The organism is Pseudomonas sp. NA-150 (assembly GCF_044336365.1).
GTDB lineage: Bacteria > Pseudomonadota > Gammaproteobacteria > Pseudomonadales > Pseudomonadaceae > Aquipseudomonas.
In genome coordinates this window covers 3044848-3065423 of record NZ_CP172305.1, presented here as the reverse complement: position 1 = coordinate 3065423, position 20576 = coordinate 3044848, and the positions used below count along the sequence as shown (strand labels likewise).

The following is a 20576-nucleotide window of genomic DNA, read 5'->3' as shown; positions in this document are numbered from 1 at the left end:
ATGTCGAAGCGCTTAATGGATTATCTGAAGCTGGTCGCGGGCCTGTGCATGGCCATGAGTGTTCAGGCGGCAGAACTTGCACCGCAGAACTATAGCTTGCTCAGCCGGTCCAGCCCGAGCCACATGGAAACCCGGCTTGACCGCGGGCAATGGCAATGGCTGCAGAACAAGCGTGAGCTGCGCCTGGGCACTTCGGCACCGGATTACCCGCCGTTTGACATGACCCTCACCGGCCGCGATTACGAAGGGTTCACCGCCGACTACGCCGGAATCCTCGCCCATGCCCTGGACACCCCAATCAGGGTGCTGCGCTTCGATTCCAGAGAAGCTGCCATCGAAGCCCTCAGCGAGGGCCAGATCGATCTGCTGGGCAGCGCCAATGGCTTCGAGGCGCAAGGCAAGAACATCACCCTGTCCTTGCCTTATGCGGTGGACCAGCCAGTACTGGTGACCCGCGTCGGTGAAACCCGTCCGCTCACCGAGGGCCTGGCCGGCCTGCGCTTGAGCATGGTTTACCACTACCTGCCGGCCGAGGAAGTCCAGGCCCAGTACCCCAACGCACTGCTGCAGACCTACCCGTCGTTCCAGAGCGCGATCAACGCGGTGGCCTTCAACCAGGCCGATGTCTTCCTCGGCGACACCATCTCCACTCACTACCTGATCAACAAGGGTTATCTGAACAACGTGCAGATGGCCAATTTCAGCAAGCACGAGGCCAATGGATTCAGCTTCGCCGTGCGCAGCGATGATGTCTTGTTGCTGGACGTCATCAACAAGACACTGAAAGCCATTCCCATCGATGAACGGGTCAGCATTTCCAAACGCTGGAGCGCTGGCAGTGATCTGTTGCTCACCGACCAGAAACTGCAATTGACCCAACGCGAAGAGCGCTGGATTGCCCAGCACCCGGTGGTACGCGTGGTGATCAACGAGGCCTTTTCGCCCCTGACATTTCTCGACGCCGGCGGTAACTTCCGTGGCATTACCGCTGACGTGCTGGACCTGGTGCGTTTGCGTACGGGCCTGCACTTCGACGTCAAGCGCACACCGAGCCTGAGCGAGATGATGAAGCAAGTCAGCGACGGGCAAGCCGACCTGATCGGCACGATGATCCCCAGCGACGAGCTGGAAAGCCGTTTCAGCTTCAGCCGCCCTTACCTCGACGCCTCGTTCGTGCTGGTCACCGCCAAGGTGCCGGGCGCCCCGCTTCATCTGGATCAGTTGGCGGGCAAGCGCCTGAGTGTCACCCAGGGCAGTCCGACCCAGCCCTTTCTGCAACGCGAATACCCGCAGGTCAATCTGCTGGAAACCGACAATCCTTTCCAGGCCCTCGACCTGCTCGCACAAGGCCAGGTGCAAGGTGCGGTGATCTCGCTGGTGAGCGCCAACTACTTTTTGTCCTCACCGCTGTTCGAAGACAAATTGCAGATGACCGCCACCGTGGGCGATGACCAGGCGCGGTTCTCCATGGCCACCGCGCGTAACGCGACAGAACTGAGTTCGATCCTCGACAAGGCGCTGACCAGCATCGCACCGGAAGACCTGGCCGTGATCAACAATCGCTGGCGGGCCTACGCTCCGCCCAGCGGTGGCTACTGGCGCAATTACCACGTACTGATTTACCAGATCATTCTTGGCACCGGCTTGCTACTGCTGGGTTCGCTGCTGTGGAACGCTTACATGCGGCGTCAGATCAAGCAACGGGAAGCCGCCAAGCGCGCCCTCAACGATCAGTTCGAATTCATGCGCACGCTGCTCAACGGCACCCCCCACCCTATCTATGTCCGCGACCGCGATGGCCTGTTGCAGACCTGCAATGACAGCTATCTGGCAGCCTTTTCCAGCCGCCTCGAAGACGTCATTGGCAAGAGCGTCATGGATGGGGTGTTGAGTAATGTTTTCGAAGCCCAGGGTTTCGCCGCTGATTATCAGCGAGTCATGGCTGAAGGCACCCCGCTGATCCTCGACCGGCCGCTGCAGATCGGTGAACGCCAGCTCACCATCTATCACTGGATTCTGCCGTTTCGCGACTCGCTGGGTGAAGTGCAAGGCATCATCGGCGGCTGGATCGACATCAGCGAACGGCGACAACTGTTCGAGGACCTGCACGCAGCCAAGGACCAGGCCGATGCCGCCAACCGCGCCAAAAGCACCTTCCTGGCGACCATGAGCCATGAAATCCGCACCCCCATGAACGCCGTTATCGGCATGCTGGAACTGGCGCTCAAGCGCGCGGACCAGGGGCATCTGGACCGCCCGGCCATTGAAGTGGCCTACAACTCGGCCCGCGACCTGCTGGAGCTGATCGGCGACATCCTCGACATCGCGAGAATCGAGTCCGGGCGCCTGAGCCTAAGTCCCGAGCGCGCCAACCTGCGGGAGTTGGTAGAGTCACTGGTACGCGTATTCGACGGTCTGGCCCGGCAAAAAAGCCTGAACCTGTTGCTGGATTTCGACCCACGGATCAACGTCGATGTCTTGCTCGACCCGCTGCGCTTCAAGCAGATTCTGTCGAACCTGATCAGCAATGCGATCAAGTTCACCGACCAGGGCCAGGTCAAGATCAGCCTGAGCATCGAAGACCGTACGGACGCGCAGCACCTGCGCGTGCAAGTGGTGGTGCAAGACAGCGGGATCGGCATCAGCGACGAGGACCAGCAACGCCTGTTCGCCCCGTTCGCCCAGGCCGACAACGCCGGGCAACAGGCCAGGAGCGGCGCTGGACTGGGTCTGGTCATCAGTCGCAACCTGTGTGAAATGATGGGCGGTGAACTGACGCTGAGCAGCCAGCCCGGCCAAGGTACGCGGGTGCAGATGGTGCTGAGCCTGACCACCCTTGAACCGCTCAACGTCGTCGCCCCGCCTCGCGACCCACAGGCCAGTGTCGGTGCGTCGTTGAATATCCTGATTGTCGACGACCATCCGGCCAATCGGCTGCTGCTGTGCCAGCAACTGGGGTATCTGGGCCATCAGTTCCAGGCGGCAGAGCACGGCGCCGAAGGATTGCAGATCTGGCTCGCCGGTCATTTCGACCTGGTGCTGGCCGACTGCAACATGCCGGTGATGAACGGCTACGACCTGGCTCGGGCGATTCGCGCCTACGAACAGCAGCATTCAACTGCCCATTGCACGATTCTCGGTTTCACCGCCAATGCGCAACCGGAGGAATACCAACGGTGCCGAGACGCCGGGATGGACAGCTGCCTGTTCAAACCCATCAGCCTGACCGCGCTCAACGAACAGCTGGCCCGAATCGTCCCGCTGCCCCTCGAGACCGAACCGCCGGCAGCGCCCACCGCAAACCCCGTGTTCAGCATCGACGGCATCAACACTCTCACCGGTGGGCGCCCGGAGATGATTCAGCGTCTGCTCGTACAATTGCTGCGCAGCAGCCAGGACGACCGCCAGGAGCTGGCGGCGGGCTCAGCCAAGGGTGATCGCCAGCACCTGCGCGACATGGCCCACAAAATCAAGGGCGCCGCGCGGATCATTCAGGCCAGGGCGGTGATCGAGCAGTGCGAGGCACTGGAGATTGCCTGCGAAGCCGAAGCCGCCGAAAAAGTAATAGCCACATGCCTGCAGGCCATCGACACTGCGATGCTCGCACTCGAACAGGCATTGCGCGCACAGCAAGCCCAGAGCGGTTGACACCAAGGGGTTAACTATTTGGGCTATGCTGGCGCATTAACGCCTCTCGCACCGCACGACTATGGAGAGATTTGCGATGCCTAGCTCCCCTTGGCCCGAACAACGACGCTTTCCACTGCATATCCATATCAGTGTCATGTTCACTATCCTGTTGCTGTTCACAGGCGTCGTGCTGGGCATTTTCAACTACGTGCAGACCTCGGAGATCATCCTGTCGAGCAGCGAGAAGCTGTTCGACAACATCTCGCAAGACGTGGAAGTGGATCTGCAGCGCACCTATCAGCCGATCCGCAAGCTGCTCAGCCTGCTGGCAATCGACGACGACAACCAGGCCAGTACCCTGCAGCAACGCATGTCCCTGCTCAAGCCCTTCGCCCAGGCCTTGCGCGATGACCCGAATCTGGCGGCTCTGTACCTTGGCTACAGCAATGGCGATTTCTTCATGGTGCGGCCGTTGCGCACCGAGTCGCTCAAGCAATCGGTCAACGCCCCGTCCGATGCGGCCTTCCAGGTCTGGAGCATCGAACACCCGGACGGTACGCAAACCGCCCTCTCGCAATCGCTGTTCTATGACAACGCCCTGCACCTGCTCAGCCGTCTCGACAATGCCCACGAGACCTACGATCCACGCGACCGGGAGTGGTTCAAGCACGCCCGGGCCGGCGTCGATCAGATCACCACCAAACCCTATGTGTTCTTCACCACCCATGCAGTGGGCACTACCCTCGCACGCCGCAGTGGCGCCGACAGTGTGATCGCCGCCGACCTGACCCTTGACGCGCTGTCGTCGACTCTGGCCAAACACAAAGTCACTGAAAACACCGAAGTCGTGCTGTTCGACAGCGACGGCAACACCATCGCCTATCCCGACAGCGCCAAAGTCATCGTTGAAAGCGGCACGGCGCATTTGGCCAAGGCGCGAGACTTAAGCCCGGTACTGGCGACCCTGTTCGACCATGGCCTGGATGCCACTGGCCGCCTGCGTGGTGAACACCGAACCTGGGTGGTGGCCCGCAGCACCCTGAAAGAAGGTGGCCCGCAGGGATTGCAATTGGCGATGCTGGTGCCCGAGGACGAACTGCTGGCCGAAGCCGTACGCCTGCGATGGCAAGGTGCGCTGGTGACCCTGACCACCTTGCTGATGTGCCTGCCGCTGGGCTGGCTGATGTCTCGGATCATGGTCAAACCCTTGCACGCGTTGGTCAGTGAGGCGGAGGCCATCCGCAGCTTCGACTTCAGTCACCCCGCCACCCATCGTTCGCTGGTACTGGAAGTGGATCAGTTAGCGCTGTCCATGGCCCGCATGAAGTCCACGCTGGCGAGTTTTCTGCGTATCACCGCAAGCCTGTCAGCCGAGAGGCGCTTCGATATGCTGCTGCAACGCGTCCTGTCGGAAACCGTCGACATCAACCAAGCCCAGGCCGGGCTGATTTACCTGCTCGACATCGATACTCGCCGCCTCGAACCCCAGGGCGTGATTATCCAAGGCGTCCGGCACAGCCCGCAACAGTACGGCATTGGCACCTACGACCTGAACGACACCCGTCTCCCCAATTGGCTGCAACGCCTGACCAGCACCACCAACAACGTGGTGGTTGACCTTGGCTTCGAACAGGCCGGCGATCTGCAAGGTCTGCTGCATGCTCTGAATACGCCTCGCGTCCACTTGTTGGGTATTCGCCTGAGCAACCAACGCGGCGAAACCATCGGCGTGCTCCAGCTGATTCATCAAGACACCGGCACCCACACCGATCAGGAGCACCTCAGCCCGGATCGCATTGCCTTTATCCAGGCCGTCTCCGGGGCCGCCGCGCTGTGCATCGAGAGCCAGCGCCTGCAGGCCAGGCAGAAAATGCTGCTGGACGCTTTTATCCAGATCATTGCCGGCGCCATTGACGCCAAAAGCCCCTACACCGGCGGCCATTGTCAGCGCGTGCCCGTACTGATGATGATGCTTGCACGGGCCGCTGCGGCCAGCGACCAGCCCGCCTTTCGCGACTACCAGCCGACCGAAGATGACTGGGAAACCTTGCACATCGCCGCTTGGCTGCATGACTGTGGCAAGGTCACCACACCCGAATACGTGGTCGACAAAGCCACCAAGCTGGAAACCCTGTACGACCGTATTCATGAAGTCCGCACCCGCTTCGAAGTGCTTAAACGTGACGTCTGGATCGAGTACTGGAAAGCCATGGCGCAAGGCGGTGATGACGCAACGCTGGCCCGTTCCAGAGAGGCACAACTGCATGCGCTGGATGACGACTTCGCCTTCATTGCCAACAGCAACCTGGGTGGCGAAGCAATGGCCGACGCCGACTTGCAACGTTTGCAGACGATCGCCGCGCGCAGCTGGATGCGCACGCTGGACGACCGCCTCGGTGTTTCATGGGAAGAGAACAAACGCCAGGCCTTATACCCCGCACCTGAGCTGCCGACACGTGAACCCTTGCTGGCCGACCGCCCTGAACACCTGTTCGAACGCACCGCCAGCGAGGGCATTCCCGCTGACAATCCCTGGGGCTTCGACCTCGAGGTGCCGCGATACAAATTCAATCGCGGCGAGCTGTACAACCTGAGCATCACTCGCGGCACGCTGACCCGCGAAGAACGCTACATCATCAATCATCACATGGTGCAAACCATACGCATGCTCAGCCAGTTACCCTTCCCTCCCCACTTGCAAGGCGTGGCCGAAGTGGCCGGTGGTCACCATGAAAAAATGGACGGCACCGGTTATCCAAAACGCCTGAAGCGCGAACAGATGAGCCTGCCGGCACGGATGATGGCCATCGCGGATATTTTCGAGGCGCTCACGGCCGCGGATCGCCCTTACAAGAAAGGCAAAAGCCTGAGCGAAGCGCTGACGATCATGGCCTTCATGTGCCGTGATGCGCATATCGATCCCGAGTTGTTCCAGCTGTTCATCGACGCCGAAATCTATCGTCAGTACGCCGCTGATTTTTTGGCACCGCAACAGATCGACGAGGTCGATAAAGACCGGGTACTGGAAAAGGCGGGGTTGATTACACGGGTGTAAAAACGGAATCATCGCTGCAGCATTGCGCGCAACGAAAAAGGGCAGACTCCGGCGGAGCCTGCCCTTTCTTGTATCAGACTACCGACTTGATCGGTGTTTCTGGATGCCAGGCATCCATCAGCGGGCTGACTTCAACCGAGGTCAATTCGCTGCGGCCTTTCAGCCAGCCTTCAACGATCGCACGCTGTTCTTCGTTGACCGAACCACGTTTGGCCAGGCACACCAGACCGAAGTCTTCGCCGCCAACGTAATCCAGGCCATGGGCGTCCATTGCATCAACCAGGAACGCATCGAGGAAAGCGTCGATAGCTTCATCGCTCAGGTCTTCCTTGAAGCCCAGGTTCAGTTCAAAACCCAGCTCCTGGAATTCATCCACGCAGAGTTTTTTGCGCAGACGACGGGAACGGTTAGTAGCCATGGGACAATCCTCACTAAGAAATAACGGCCGGCACTTTACCAGCTTGGGTGGTGAATTGCCCGCCCACGTAACAATGTTTGCTGATTGGCGAGCCTGACAGCGAAATATTACCGCTCATCGATAAAAAACGCCGATCCGGCGGTCTCGGCACGGCACAAGTCACTCGCGCTTGGGGCATAATGCCGCACACTTCGATTGCTGCTGCACACCCATTGCCGATCCGCAGTGCTCGAATCGCCGTTTTCATACCGGCCAGCGTCACGATGACCGAGGGAATCCATCCATGCCCTCTATTTTTTCCCCCTTCTCAGCAGTAGGGTTTTATTTCAGATGATCAAATCTTTGCGCCCATTGTTCTTCGCCAGCCTGCTTTTGCCGCTGGCCATGTCTGTCGCTGCCGCCCCGATCAACACCGCGTTGCCGCCCAAGGTTCAACAAGCACTCAAGGCTGCCAAGCTGCCCAACAACGCACTGTCACTGGTGATGCTGCCGCTGACAGGCCCCGGCACCCCGACCGTGTATAACGCTGACGTGTCGGTCAACCCGGCGTCGACCATGAAACTGATAACCACCTACGCTTCGCTGGAAATGCTCGGCCCGAATCACGTCTGGAAAACCGAATTTTTCACCGACGGCACCCTGAGCAACGGCGTGCTGCACGGCAACCTCTACCTCAAGGGTGGCGGCGATCCCAAACTCAATATGGAAAAGCTCTGGTTGCTGATGCGCGACCTGCGCGCCAATGGCGTGCAGCAAGTGACCGGCGACCTGGTGCTCGATCGCAGCCATTTCGTCCAGCCGCAACTGCCTGAGTTCAATGACGACGGCAACGACGAAAACGCGACGTTCCTGGTCAAGCCGGACGCGCTGATGGTCAACCTCAAGGCTTTGCGTTTCGTCACGCGTAACGACTCCGGGCGGATTCTGGTGTCTGTCGAGCCGCCGATTGCCAGCATCCATATCGACAATCAGGTCAAGGCCCTGCCTTCGGACAAGTGCACCGGTGATGTTCGCTACAGCCCGGTACCGCAAGCCGACGGCAGCATCAACGTCACCGTCGCCGGCGAGCTGGGTCAGGGCTGCAATTCCCAGACCTATCTCTCGCTGCTGGATCACCCGACCTACACCGCCGGCGCGGTACGCGCGATCTGGCAGGAACTGGGCGGCACCATCCAGGGCAAGGACCGTCAGGACTCGGTGCCCGCCAACGCCAAGCTGCTGGCCAAGGCGTTCTCCCCGGACCTGGCTGAAATCATTCGTGACATCAACAAATTCAGCAACAACACCATGGCCCAACAGCTATTCCTCAGTCTGGGCTCGAAATTCCGTAACGAAACTGACGCTGATGACGCCAAGGCTGCGCAACGCGTGGTGCGTCAATGGCTGGCGAAGAAAGGCATTATCGCCACCCACCTGGTGATGGAGAACGGTTCCGGCCTGTCCCGCGCCGAACGCGTCAGCGCCCGTGAAATGGCGCAGATGCTCCAGTCGGCCTGGCAGAGCCCGTATGCGGCCGAGTACATGAGTTCGCTGCCGCTGGTAGGCGTTGACGGCACCATGCGCAAGCGCTTGAAGAACACCCCGATGCGCGGCGAAGCACACATCAAGACCGGCACGCTGAATACCGTGCGGGCGATTGCCGGTTTCAGCCGCGACAGCAACGGCAACACATGGGCGGTGGTGGCGATCCTCAACGGCTCCGGGGTTGGCGGTACCGCTTCCGTGCTCGACGAGGCACTGCTGGATCTGTATCGCCAGCCGAAACTGGCCAGTACCGCGATCTCGCTGCAACAGCCTTGACCTGAAGCCAGACACACCGCACAACTGTAGGAGCTGTCGAAGGTTTGGGCCGCACTCGAACGATAAGGTCCGAAGGACCTTCATGGGACGCACGAAGGCGACTGCTTCGCCGCCGATCACAGCCTTCGGAAGCTCTTACAGGTGCGGTGCCAGTCTTTTACGGCAGCTCCGGCTCAACCCGATCGCGTCCGGCCTGCTTGGCCGCATACACCCCTGAGTCCGCCCGCAGCAACAGCGCATCGCCGCCTTCGGCAGAGCGCCAGCTGGCGATGCCGAAGCTCGCGGTGACCGTGCCCACCCCATCGATCGGCTCGCTGCGCAACACCTGCCACAGGTCCGTCGCCAGCGCGTGAGCGTGCTCTCGGGTGGTATCCGGGCACAGCACCATGAACTCTTCACCACCCAAGCGGCAGAACACATCATCACGGCGCAGGCGCAGGCCGATCCGTTGACACAAGCCCTGCAGCACATGGTCACCCATGGCATGCCCGAATTGATCGTTGATGCGCTTGAAGTGATCCACGTCGAGCATGATCACTGACAGCGCGCCACCGTGGCGATGCACCCTGGACAACTCGGCCTTGAGCCGCTCCTGGAAGTAGCGACGGTTGTACACGCCCGTCAGCACGTCCGTCACCGACAACGCACGAAGCTCGTCTTCAACACGCTTCAAATCGGTGATATCGGACACAAACCCGTGCCACAGCACGCCCCCTTCCGGCAGTCGCTCCGGCTTGGCTTCGCCACGCAACCAACGCAAGCCCTGCTTGGGCAATTCGACCCGGTACTCCTCACACCATGGCGTCAGGTGCTCGGAAGACAGGCTGATCGACTGCATGATGCGTTCGATATCTTGCGGGTGGATTCGACCGAACACGGCGCTGGCATCATTGTGCAGGTCATTGGGCGGTAACTCGTAAATCTGCAGCATGCCTTTATTGGTGTAATTGAAACGCGCGCTACCGTCGGCATTCTGCTGGAACTGATAAATGCCACCGGGGACTTGTGCACTGAGCTTCTCCCAGGCCACCAACACCCGACTCAACTCGCTGGTGCGCTGTTCCACCAATGACAGCGCACGTTGCCGCTGGCTACCCAAGATGAAGAACAGCGCACTCAACAGCACACTGAGGAGTGCGCCCAATACCGCGACACTGGTGGAAGACGATTGGTTGTCGGCCATGAAGGCGGCGGAGGGACGAATGTCCAGCCGATAATCACGGTCGGCCATGCTCAACAGGGTGGTCATTTTCAGGTCACTGTCGACCACGCCATTGCTCGACTGATAAAGCACATCAGGCTGATCCGATAACCACAGGTCATACAGTTGCAACGTCAGGTTATCGCGGGTCTGCGCAGGCAAGCCTTCGGAGAGCAATTTGCGCAAGCTGATCACAGCCACCACATAACCGGCCAGCGTTTGCTTTGCCGCGCTGCCCGCCATGACCGGCGTCACCAGTAATACGCCGCTGCTGTTGGCCGGCTCCAGGCCTACCAGGTTCATGCGTGGCGAAACCGCCGCACCCACCAACACCCGCGCACGGCCGAGGGTGGCACGTCGGGTATCATCGGAGCCAACATCGAAGCCCAAAGGTATGGGCAAGGTAGTACGCGATTGGCTAAACAACACCGGAAAATACTCCGCTCGCTGCGCGGCCGGCACCAGCTCGCCATTGACGTCCCGCTCGCGAATGGCGAAATCGCTCAAACCCGAGTCTCGCGCCCGCTGTTCAAACCCAGGACGCTCGGCTGCTGAAACCCGGGGTGCCCACGAATAGGCCTGGGTCCACATCAGCAAAGGCCCGGCGAAACCGTCGAATTCTTTACGCGTGACGTCCTCCGAATAAACGAAGAAACGCCGCAGGCCATCGAGACGCTGAATTTGATCGTCGAAGCGCTCCTGAATCCGGCTGACCCGCTCGCTGGCCAACAGATTGAAACGCTGCAACACCTGGCGATGGTGGCGGTCGTTATTCGAGGAGACCAGCAACGTGGTGAGCGCGCCGCCAGCGATCAACGCCAAAACGGCCGCCACCCAAGGGCTGGCAGCCTCGCTGATCAAACCTAAAACCTTCGGTCGGACGGGGTTTGGCGACATAAGCAAACTCAAAACGCCACTGGCGTCAGCTGACGATGGCTTCGTTATAGCCATTCGCCACTAATTTGCCTAGTGATAGTCGCATTCCATACCCGACTAATTCGTAGACGGGCATGGAAGGCTATCGACTTAGCGGGCGGTGATCCGCCACGCGCGGTGGATTTTGCTGTTGCGCGCGAAATCCGGGTCGACCGTCTGCGCGGTAATTTCCTCGACGGCGTAGCGCTCGCCCAGGTGTTCGTCAAGCTGGAACTTGCGGAAGTTGTTGGAGAAATACAACACACCGCCCGGCGCCAGGCGTGCCATGGCCAAATCGAGCAACTGCACCTGATCGCGCTGCACGTCGAAGATTCCTTCCATGCGCTTGGAGTTGGAAAAGGTTGGCGGGTCGATGAAGATCAGGTCGTATTCGTCGCGGCTCGCCTCTAGCCAGGCCATGACATCGCCCTGCTCCAGACGGTTCTTGTCGGAAAAACCATTGAGCGACAGGTTACGCCGTGCCCAGTCCAGATAGGTCTTGGACAGGTCAACGCTGGTGGTGGTGCGCGCACCGCCCTTGGCCGCATGCACACTGGCGGTCGCGGTGTAGCAATACAGGTTGAGGAAACGCTTGCCGGCCGCTTCACGCTGGATACGCATGCGCATCGGCCGGTGATCGAGGAACAGCCCGGTGTCCAGGTAATCGGTGAGGTTGACCAGCAGCTTGACCCCGCCTTCGCTGACTTCCTTGAACTGCCCCTGCGCACTCTGCCGCTCGTATTGCTTGGTGCCACTCTGACGCTCACGGCGCTTGATCACCACGCGGCTCTTGTCGATGTTCAGCGCCTGAGGAATCGCTGCCAGGGCATCGAACAGACGCGCCGAGGCCTTTTCCGGGTCGATGGTCTTCGGTGCGGCGTATTCCTGAACGTGCACCCAGTCGTGGTACAGGTCGATGGCCAGCGAATACTCAGGCATGTCGGCGTCGTACACGCGGTAGCAGTCGATGCCTTCACGACGCACCCACTTGCCCATCAACTTCAGGTTTTTTTGCAGACGGTTGGCAAACATCTGCCCGCCTTCGCTCAGGCGTGCCTGCTCGACCACCACCGGTGCCGGTTTGATCGGGTTGCCGTTCTTGTTGAATTTCTCGTACTTGCCTGGCGCTTCCACCGGTGCCGAATCGGCTTCCAGCTGTTCACGTTCGACTTGACGCTGCTCCGGTGTACGGCGTTCGCCGGTCACGAACTGATCCGGTAGCACCTTGATCAGCAGCAACTTGCACGGCAACGCGCCGTTCCAGAACGCATATTGCTTGTGGCTGCGAATGCCCATGCGCTTGCCCAGGTCCGGGGCGCCGGTGAACACTGCCGCTTCCCAGTTCAGGCATGCCTGACGCAGGCGTTCGCCGAGGTTCTGGTAGAGATAGAGCAAGCTCGCCTCGTCGCCCAGGCGCTCGCCGTACGGAGGGTTGCAGATCACCAGGCCCTTTTGGTTCTGGTCGGGACGCGGTTCAAAGGTCGCGACTTCACCCTGGTAAACCTTGATCCACTCACTCAAGCCGGCGCGTTCGATGTTGTTGCGCGCAGGCTGAATCAGACGCGGGTCGGCTTCGTAGCCACGGATCCACAGCGGCGGCTTGGACAGACCGATGTCCGCGCGAGCCTGGGCTTCCTCATGAAGCTTCTTCCACAACGCCGGCACATGGCCCAGCCAGGCCGAGAAACCCCAGCGCTCGCGCTTGAGGTTAGGCGCGATGTCGGCGGCGATCATCGCCCCTTCCACCAGGAAAGTACCGACACCACACATCGGGTCGGTCAGCGCGCCGCCTTCCGCCGCGATGCGCGGCCAGCCGGAACGGACCAGAATCGCCGCCGCGAGGTTTTCTTTCAACGGCGCGGCACCCTGCTGCAAACGGTAGCCACGCTGGTGCAGGCTGTGTCCGGAGAGGTCCAGCGACAGAATCGCTTCGCCACGGTCCAGGCGCAGGTGAACCCGCAGGTCCGGGTTCAGTTTGTCGACGGCTGGACGCAGGCCGGTCGGGGTGCGCAGCTTGTCGACGATCGCATCCTTGACCTTCAGCGCACCAAAGTGGGTGTTGTCGATGCCCGATCCGTGACCGCTGAACTCCACCGCCAGACTGCCTTCTGCATCCAGGTGGTCTTCCCATTCGATGTCGAGAACACCGTGATACAGGTCTTCAGCGTCCTTCATCGGGAAGCGCTTGAGCACCAGCAACACACGGTTGGCCAGACGCGACCAAAGACACAGCCGGTAGGCGGTCTCCATGTCGCCGACGCCACGGATGGCGGAGGTGTGTTCGCGGGTTTCCTCGAGGCCAAGGCCAGTGGCCTCTTCAGCGAGCAAGCCTTCGAGGCCTTTGGGGCAAGTAAGGAAGAGTTCGAAACGGTCCGACATGGATAATCCAACGCCTTAAGCGATAAGCGGCGGGGCAACGCATTGCCCGGCCAGATTTTAAACAGACGCCTTTCTTGGAGAACGCCTGCGTGGCACACGGTAGGTGCCGGTCCACCGTCATCAACAACGGGTGTCAATGCAGCGGTCAAACCATCAGCCTAGCGGCAAAATGGCAGATATTTGTTCGAGCTAAGAACCTTTACCGCAAAAATCGTTGCAACAAAAAGTCACATCCCGCGACCCTTCGTCGATTAACGGCAGTGCGCAAAAAGCCATCTATTGCAGCGGGATAAAAATCCATTCTCCCGGCAAAGCCCCGGCTCAGCGCGCTCGTCTTGCAAAAACCGACACAAGCGAGCAAAACGCTTATGGCCTTTACACCCGAACCGTTACGCCCTTATGACAAAACGATCATTCACAGCGCCCAAAGCATTGGTTAGAAATCAACACAGGTTGTCATCGCAACGATGACGACACCAAGCCCGCGACGCCGGCAGCGGGTACCAACGGCAGAAGATTCTGCCCGACCTCGACACGAGGTCCTCAGGGACATAACAGTCAACAGAAGAGGGCAACACCCTATGAGAAGACTTAAGCGTGATCCGTTGGAAAGAGCATTTTTACGCGGATATCAATTTGGTGTTCATGGTAAATCCCGTGAGCTTTGCCCTTTTACTCTACCGTCAGTACGCCAAGCCTGGATCAATGGCTGGCGAGAAGGACGCGGCGACAACTGGGACGGTATGACCGGCACTGCGGGCATCCACAGACTCAACGAACTTCACGCGGTCGGCTAACCAGGTACCTTCCGATCAAGAATTTCTAAATTGTCGATATTTTTAAAAAACCATGCACGCCCCATCCGGGCGGCGGGCTAGCGCCCAAAAGGGGTTCCTTCAGGGAGCCCCTTTTTATGGGTGACTGCGATTAAACCCGGCCCATGGCCGCAATCGCATCCACCGACTCACGGATCAACGCCGGGCCTTTATAGATAAAGCCCGAGTAGATCTGCACCAGGCTCGCGCCGGCAGCGATTTTTTCGGCCGCATGCTTGCCTTCGGTAATCCCGCCCGCTGCAATGATCGGCAACCGCCCCGCCAACTCGCTCGCCAATACCTTGACCGTGTGCGTGCTCTTCTCGCGCACAGGTGCGCCCGACAGGCCACCGGCTTCATCGCCGTGGGGCAAGCCTTCGACGCCGACCCGGCTCAAGGTGGTGTTGGTGGCAATGACCGCATCCATACCCGACTCGACCAGCGCCGCCGCGACCTGCACGGTTTCTTCGTCGGTCATGTCCGGCGCAATCTTGATCGCCAATGGCACGCGACGACCGTACCGCTGCGCGAGGTCTTCCTGACGCAGACGCAGCGCTTCGAGCAATTGCTTGAGCGAGTCACCGAACTGCAGGCTGCGCAAGCCCGGAGTGTTCGGTGAACTGACGTTGACCGTGACGTAGCTGGCGTGGGCGTACACCTTGTCGAGGCAGATCAGGTAATCGTCCACCGCGCGCTCGACCGGCGTATCGAAGTTCTTGCCGATGTTGATCCCCAGCACGCCCTTGAATTTGGCTGCCTGTACTCGGCTGATCAGGTTATCGACGCCCAGGTTGTTGAAGCCCATGCGATTGATGATCGCCTCGGCCTGGGGCAAACGGAAAATGCGTGGCTTGGGGTTGCCTGGCTGTGGACGCGGGGTCACGGTGCCTATTTCGACAAAGCCGAAACCCAGTTGCGCGAAACCATCGATGGCCGCGCCATTCTTGTCCAGACCCGCGGCCAAGCCGACCGGGTTGGGAAACTCCAGGCCCATGACCTTGACCGGCACCTGCGCAGGCGCCTTGCTCAGCAAGCCATTGAGCCCCAGACGGCCGCCTGCGCCGATCAGATCCAGCGACAGGTCGTGGGAGGTTTCCGGGGAGAGTTTGAACAATAACTGGCGGGCCAGGTTATACATGGGCGGGCGTGGCTCGTGAGCGGCTGAATTCAGGGCGGCGATTATAGACGCAGCGAGGGCTCCCAGGCGAGTCATGCGTGAACTTTACCCCCTCCGTCCCCTCGCTGGCATATGCCTTGCACAAACCTCTGTTATCTACACTCGATCCAACGGCGGAGCGAGTCAGCGGACAATGGCGTCGTCACCGTCTTTGCGTGAGCAAAGGACGGTGCGACGCCTTTTTTATGGATGGCCCCCTGCATGAACGATCACGTATGAACACCCCATCGAACGATGCACTGGCCTGGGTCGCGGGCAGCGACGCACCTGAGAAAAACGTCCTCGACGTGGGCTTCATGGCCCTCACCGACTGCGCCTCGCTGGTGGTGGCGGCAACTCAGGGATTCGCGCAACCCTATGGCCTGACCCTGAACCTGAAACGCCAGTCGTCCTGGGCCAATCTGCGTGACAAGCTGGTCAGCGGCGAACTGGATGCCGCCCACAGCCTGTATGGCCTGATCTATGCCGTGCAACTGGGCATCAGCGGCAACACGGCCACCGACATGGCGGTGTTGATGGGTATGAACCAGAACGGGCAAAGCATCAATTTGTCCCGCGCCCTGCAGGACGCCAATGTGACCACTCCTGAGGCGCTCGAACGTCACGCGCACCAAAGCCGCACACAACTGACCTTCGCCCAGACGTTTCCCACCGGCACCCATGCCATGTGGTTGTATTACTGGCTCGCCAGCCAAGGCGTTCACCCGCTCAACGACGTCAACAGCGTGGTGGTGCCGCCTTCGCAAATGGTCGCGCACTTGCAGGCCGGGCGTATCGACGGCTTTTGCGTCGGTGAACCCTGGTGCGCCAGCGCCGTCCATCAGGGCCTGGGCTTTACCGTGGCGACGACCCAGGCGATCTGGCCGGACCACCCTGAGAAGGTGCTCGGCTGCACCCGCGAATTTGTCGAACAGAATCCCAACACCGCCAGGGCACTGGTGATGGCCGTGCTCGAAGCCAGCCGCTTTATCGAACAGAATCAGGAAAACCGGCGCAGCACCGCGCAGTTGCTCAGTGGTCGCGATTACCTCGACACGCCGGCCGCCTGCATCGAACCACGCTTACTGGGTGAGTATGAAGATGGCCTCGGCAATCAATGGCATGACCACCATGCCGTGCGCTTTCATCATGGCGGCGAGGTCAATTGGCCGTGGCTGTCCGACGGCATGTGGTTCATGACCCAATTTCGCCGCTGGGGCCTGTTGCGCGAAGACCCTGATTACCTGGCCGTCGCCCGCCACGTGCAGCAACTCGAGCTGTACACACAGGCAGCCAACGCTTTAGGCATCGCAGTACCCGCCTCGGCCATGCGCAGCAGCCAGTTGATCGATGGCAAAATCTGGGATGGTAGCGATCCGGCGGGCTACGCACGCAGCTTCTCCCTGCACGCGCGGGCTGACAGCACGCCTCTGCATGCCAGTCGTTGAGGGAGGTCGCCCGTATGTTGCGTATCCTGCTGATCAATGACACAGCAAAAAAAGTCGGACGACTCAAGGCGGCGCTCTGCGAGGCGGGTTTCGACGTGGTCGATGAATCAGGATTGACCATCGACCTGCCCGCGCGCGTCGAAGCGGTGCGTCCTGATGTGATCCTGATCGACACCGAATCCCCCGGCCGCGACGTCATGGAGCAAGTGGTACTGGTCAGTCGCGACCAGCCACGGCCGATCGTGATGTTTACCGACGAGCACGACCCGAGCGTGATGCGCCAGGCGATCAAATCCGGGGTCAGCGCCTATATCGTCGAGGGCATTCATGCGCAGCGCCTGCAGCCGATCCTGGACGTGGCCATGGCACGATTTGAGAGCGACCAGGAACTTCGTGCCCAATTACAGGCACGCGACCAACAATTGGCCGAGCGCAAACGCATCGAACAGGCCAAAGGTCTGCTGATGAAAATGAAGAATTGCAAAGAAGACGAGGCCTACACCCTGATGCGCCGCCAGGCCATGAGCCGGCAGCAGAAGTTGATCCAGGTGGCCGAGCAGATCATCGCCATGAATGAAATGTTGGGCTAACAAAGCCCGCTCCTACAATTCAGGGGCAATCCGGTTCATGGCCCAGCTCTTGCTAGTACCCATTCACAGGTAGCCAACGGCGGTTGCCTCACTTACGACAAAGACGTCGCACATCCCTCTCGCTCAGGCGATTCGGATTGCGGCGTTTTTTGCTTTTTGGCCTCCGGCCACGACTCTACTTTGCAGGTGAGGTGTTTGATGAATACAAGCTTTTGGAACGCTGGCCATAAACCGACGCTGTTTGCAGCCTTTCTATACTTCGACCTGAGTTTCATGGTCTGGTACCTGTTGGGGCCATTGGCCGTGCAAATCGCCGCCGACCTGCACCTGAGCACGCAACAGCGCGGGCTGATGGTCGCTACACCCATTCTGGCCGGCGCATTCCTGCGCGTATTGATGGGCTTGCTGGCCGACAAGTTGTCACCGAAAACTGCCGGCATCATCGGCCAGATTATCGTTATCAGTGCTTTGCTGGCCGCCTGGCAACTGGGCATTCACAGCTACAGCCAAGCATTGATTCTGGGTTGCTTCCTGGGCATGGCTGGCGCTTCGTTTGCGGTCGCCCTGCCCCTGGCCTCGCAATGGTACCCACCGCAGCACCAGGGTAAAGCCATGGGCATTGCCGGTGCAGGAAATTCGGGCACGGTGTTCGCTGCACTGCTTGCCCCGGCACTGGCCATGGCCTTCGGCTGGACCAATGTTTTCGGCTTCGCCCTGATCCCGCTGATCCTGACGCTACTGGCGTTCTCGCTGATGGCGCGCAATTCGCCACAACGGGCCAAGCCCAAAGCCATGGCTGACTACATGAAGGCCCTGGGTGATCGCGACACCTGGTGGTTCATGTTCTTCTACAGCGTGACCTTCGGTGGCTTCATCGGCCTGGCCAGCGCCCTGCCCGGCTACTTCAACGACCAATACGGCCTGAGCCCGGTCACGGCGGGTTACTACACCGCCGCCTGTGTGTTTGGCGGCAGCATGATGCGCCCATTGGGCGGCGCACTGGCCGATCGTTTTGGCGGGATTCGCACCTTGTCCGGGATGTACGCGGTCGCCGCCATTTGCATCGCCGCCGTCGGGTTCAACTTGCCGAGTTCATGGGCCGCTTTGGCGCTGTTCGTCTCGGCGATGCTCGGTTTGGGCGCTGGCAACGGCGCAGTGTTCCAGTTGGTGCCGCAGCGCTTTCGCCAGGAAATCGGGGTCATGACCGGCTTGATCGGCATGGCCGGCGGCGTCGGTGGTTTCCTGCTGGCCGCTGGTCTGGGTGCGATCAAACAAAACACCGGTGATTACCAGATGGGCTTGTGGTTGTTCGCCAGCCTGGGCGTATTGGCCTGGTTCGGCTTGTACAACGTCAAATTGCGCTGGAGAACCACCTGGGGTTCGGCAGCCGTCACCGCTGCGCGGGTGTAAGCGGCCACGATGAGCCTGCAATTGAGCTTCGCCCATTTCAGTGCCAGCGGCCCGCGCCCGGAAAATCAGGACGCGAGCCGGCTGGTTACACCCATGCCGGCACTGGCGGCGAGTAAAGGTTATCTGTTCGCACTCGCCGACGGGGTCAGCCACTGCGTCGACGGCGGATTGGCAGCGCGCTCGACCCTGCAAGCACTGGCACTGGACTACTACGCCACACCTGAAACCTGGGGCATCGCGCAATCACTCGACCGCTTGCTGTTGGCGCAAAATCGCTGGTTGCAGGCCAATGGTTTGCTGACCACTCTCAGCGCGCTGGTGCTGCGCGGACGCCGCTTCACCCTGGCCCATATCGGGGATTGCCGGGTTTACCGCTGGCATGCCGGGCATCTGCTGCGCGTCAGTGAAGACCATGTCTGGGAACAACCGGACATGCAGCACGTACTCAAGCGCGCACTGGGGCTGGATCAATACGTGGTCATGGATTACCTCGACGGTGAACTGCGCGAAGGTGAGCGCTGGCTGATCCTCAGCGACGGGGTGTGGGCCACCTTGAGCGATGCCAACATCGCCTCGATCCTGCGCGAGCAGGCGGATCTTGATTTAGCCGTCAAGACCCTGGTAAGCGCTGCACACCTCGCCGGCAGCCAGGACAACGCCAGCGCGCTAGTGGTGCAGGTCGATGAATTGGGTCAAGACACCCTCGGCGATACCCTCCTTCAGTTACAACAATGGCCAGTGCCACCGCTGCTGAAGACAGGGCAAGCGTTCGAAGGTTGGCGGGTGGAGGCGTTGCTGGGCCAGTCTCGGCAATCCCAACTGTATCGGGTACGCGACCAACACTCACAGCCCTGGCTTCTGAAGACTTTGCCCACCAGCCGTCATAGCGAACCACTGGCCGCGCAGGGCCTGCTACTGGAAGAATGGTTTCTGCGGCGTGTGGCCGGGCGCTATTTCCCGGAGGTTCACTCAGCGCCTGAGCGACAGCATCTGTATTACCTGATGCGCGAGTACCCAGGCCAGACGTTGGCCGAACTATTCAACGAAGGCGGTCCGCTACCGTTGCCCCTCTGGCAATCGCTGGCGGCTCATTTGTTGCGAGCATTGGGTCTGCTGCATCGGCGCAATATCCTGCACCGCGACATCAAGCCAGAAAACCTGTTGATGGATGACCATAATGACTTACGCGTGCTGGATTTTGGCCTGGCTTACTGCCCCGGACTGTCCAGCGACACCGCCAATGAACTGCCCGGCACGCCCAGCTACATCGCTCCCGAAGCCTTTGCCGGCGCGGCGCCCAGTAGCCAACAGGATCTGTACAGCGCCGGCGTGACCCTGTACTACCTCCTCACGGGCCACTACCCCTATGGTGAAATCGAAGCCTTTCAGCACCCACGCTTCGGCCTCCCGGTTCCAGCCAATCGCTATCGACCCGATGTTCCGGATTGGCTGGCACGTATGCTGGGGCGAGCGCTGGAAGCCGACCCGGCCAAGCGCTACGAGACCTCCGAGGAGTGGCTGTTGCAGCTGGAGCAGGCCGAATTGAGCCCCCTCGAAAACCGCCCTCGACCCTTGTTGGAGCGTGAGCCGCTTAAGGTGTGGCGCACCATGGCGCTGATGTCACTGCTGGCGAACCTGGCGTTGATTGTATGGGTGCTGCACCGGTAGCGGCCGAATTTCGCTCTCTGTAAGAGCCAACTTGTTGGCGAGTTGCTTAACGCGTTTTGCGCTAAACACCGCCTCGCGAACAAGTTCGCTC

General features: G+C 60.3%; 12 protein-coding genes. 8 read left to right on the top strand and 4 right to left on the bottom strand.

Features of this window, described 5'->3' with window-relative positions; genetic code table 11:
- Positions 1 to 3648 carry an ATP-binding protein gene (locus tag ACF0H7_RS14580; RefSeq protein WP_397453440.1) on the top strand — a complete coding sequence of 1216 codons (3648 nt, stop codon included), beginning with the start codon at positions 1 to 3 and terminating at the stop codon, positions 3646 to 3648.
- A 76-nt stretch (positions 3649 to 3724) separates the two neighbouring features.
- The gene (locus tag ACF0H7_RS14575) at positions 3725 to 6685 is read left to right on the top strand and encodes an HD domain-containing phosphohydrolase (protein WP_397453439.1); all 2961 of its coding nucleotides are present in this window, start codon (positions 3725 to 3727) and stop codon (positions 6683 to 6685) included.
- Between the two features lie 73 nt (positions 6686 to 6758).
- On the opposite strand, the gene ACF0H7_RS14570 is transcribed toward ACF0H7_RS14575, so the two are convergent.
- Positions 6759 to 7103 (bottom strand): YggL family protein, encoded by a 345-nt coding sequence (locus ACF0H7_RS14570; protein WP_397453438.1) that lies wholly within the window; start codon positions 7101 to 7103, stop codon positions 6759 to 6761.
- Positions 7104 to 7433: 330 nt separating this feature from the next.
- On the opposite strand from ACF0H7_RS14570, the gene dacB reads away from it, so the two are divergent.
- Positions 7434 to 8903, top strand: a complete 1470-nt coding sequence (gene dacB / locus ACF0H7_RS14565) for a D-alanyl-D-alanine carboxypeptidase/D-alanyl-D-alanine-endopeptidase (RefSeq protein ID WP_397453437.1) — start codon at positions 7434 to 7436, stop codon at positions 8901 to 8903.
- Between the two features lie 157 nt (positions 8904 to 9060).
- On the opposite strand, the gene ACF0H7_RS14560 is transcribed toward dacB, so the two are convergent.
- Entirely contained in the window at positions 9061 to 11001 is a 1941-nt protein-coding gene (locus ACF0H7_RS14560; RefSeq protein ID WP_397453436.1) for a diguanylate cyclase, read from the bottom strand.
- A gap of 129 nt (positions 11002 to 11130) precedes the next feature.
- Complete coding sequence (gene rlmKL, locus ACF0H7_RS14555) at positions 11131 to 13398, bottom strand: bifunctional 23S rRNA (guanine(2069)-N(7))-methyltransferase RlmK/23S rRNA (guanine(2445)-N(2))-methyltransferase RlmL (RefSeq protein WP_397453435.1); 2268 nt, start codon at positions 13396 to 13398, stop codon at positions 11131 to 11133.
- A gap of 581 nt (positions 13399 to 13979) precedes the next feature.
- Between rlmKL and rmf the strand changes: the two genes are divergently transcribed.
- Positions 13980 to 14195: a ribosome modulation factor gene (gene rmf / locus ACF0H7_RS14550; RefSeq protein ID WP_080290409.1), complete on the top strand. Its 216-nt coding sequence runs from the start codon at positions 13980 to 13982 to the stop codon at positions 14193 to 14195.
- A 130-nt stretch (positions 14196 to 14325) separates the two neighbouring features.
- Here the strand turns inward: rmf and ACF0H7_RS14545 are convergent, their stop codons facing one another.
- Positions 14326 to 15351, bottom strand: a complete 1026-nt coding sequence (locus ACF0H7_RS14545; RefSeq protein WP_397453434.1) for a quinone-dependent dihydroorotate dehydrogenase — start codon at positions 15349 to 15351, stop codon at positions 14326 to 14328.
- A 254-nt stretch (positions 15352 to 15605) separates the two neighbouring features.
- On the opposite strand from ACF0H7_RS14545, the gene ACF0H7_RS14540 reads away from it, so the two are divergent.
- The 4 genes from ACF0H7_RS14540 to ACF0H7_RS14525 all read left to right on the top strand — a co-directional run bounded on the left by ACF0H7_RS14540 (position 15606) and on the right by ACF0H7_RS14525 (position 20485).
- The gene (locus ACF0H7_RS14540; RefSeq protein WP_397453433.1) at positions 15606 to 16817 is read left to right on the top strand and encodes a CmpA/NrtA family ABC transporter substrate-binding protein; all 1212 of its coding nucleotides are present in this window, start codon (positions 15606 to 15608) and stop codon (positions 16815 to 16817) included.
- 14 nt (positions 16818 to 16831) lie between these two features.
- Entirely contained in the window at positions 16832 to 17407 is a 576-nt protein-coding gene (locus tag ACF0H7_RS14535) for an ANTAR domain-containing response regulator (RefSeq protein WP_397453432.1), read from the top strand.
- Positions 17408 to 17605: 198 nt separating this feature from the next.
- Positions 17606 to 18817, top strand: coding sequence for a nitrate/nitrite transporter (locus ACF0H7_RS14530; protein ID WP_397453431.1), 1212 nt, complete (start codon positions 17606 to 17608; stop codon positions 18815 to 18817).
- Between the two features lie 9 nt (positions 18818 to 18826).
- Positions 18827 to 20485, top strand: coding sequence for a protein kinase (locus ACF0H7_RS14525; RefSeq protein ID WP_397453430.1), 1659 nt, complete (start codon positions 18827 to 18829; stop codon positions 20483 to 20485).
- The last annotated feature ends 91 nt before the right edge of the window (positions 20486 to 20576 follow it).

What these genes read in the sequence shown, in the direction of transcription:
- ACF0H7_RS14580 (WP_397453440.1), top strand. Translation starts at nt 1, where the DNA reads ATGTCGAAGCGCTTAATGGATTATCTGAAGCTGGTCGCGGGCCTGTGC.
- ACF0H7_RS14575 (WP_397453439.1), top strand. Translation starts at nt 3,725, where the DNA reads ATGCCTAGCTCCCCTTGGCCCGAACAACGACGCTTTCCACTGCATATC.
- ACF0H7_RS14570 (WP_397453438.1), bottom strand. Translation starts at nt 7,103, where the DNA reads ATGGCTACTAACCGTTCCCGTCGTCTGCGCAAAAAACTCTGCGTGGAT.
- dacB (WP_397453437.1), top strand. Translation starts at nt 7,434, where the DNA reads ATGATCAAATCTTTGCGCCCATTGTTCTTCGCCAGCCTGCTTTTGCCG.
- ACF0H7_RS14560 (WP_397453436.1), bottom strand. Translation starts at nt 11,001, where the DNA reads ATGTCGCCAAACCCCGTCCGACCGAAGGTTTTAGGTTTGATCAGCGAG.
- rlmKL (WP_397453435.1), bottom strand. Translation starts at nt 13,398, where the DNA reads ATGTCGGACCGTTTCGAACTCTTCCTTACTTGCCCCAAAGGCCTCGAA.
- rmf (WP_080290409.1), top strand. Translation starts at nt 13,980, where the DNA reads ATGAGAAGACTTAAGCGTGATCCGTTGGAAAGAGCATTTTTACGCGGA.
- ACF0H7_RS14545 (WP_397453434.1), bottom strand. Translation starts at nt 15,351, where the DNA reads ATGTATAACCTGGCCCGCCAGTTATTGTTCAAACTCTCCCCGGAAACC.
- ACF0H7_RS14540 (WP_397453433.1), top strand. Translation starts at nt 15,606, where the DNA reads ATGAACACCCCATCGAACGATGCACTGGCCTGGGTCGCGGGCAGCGAC.
- ACF0H7_RS14535 (WP_397453432.1), top strand. Translation starts at nt 16,832, where the DNA reads ATGTTGCGTATCCTGCTGATCAATGACACAGCAAAAAAAGTCGGACGA.
- ACF0H7_RS14530 (WP_397453431.1), top strand. Translation starts at nt 17,606, where the DNA reads ATGAATACAAGCTTTTGGAACGCTGGCCATAAACCGACGCTGTTTGCA.
- ACF0H7_RS14525 (WP_397453430.1), top strand. Translation starts at nt 18,827, where the DNA reads ATGAGCCTGCAATTGAGCTTCGCCCATTTCAGTGCCAGCGGCCCGCGC.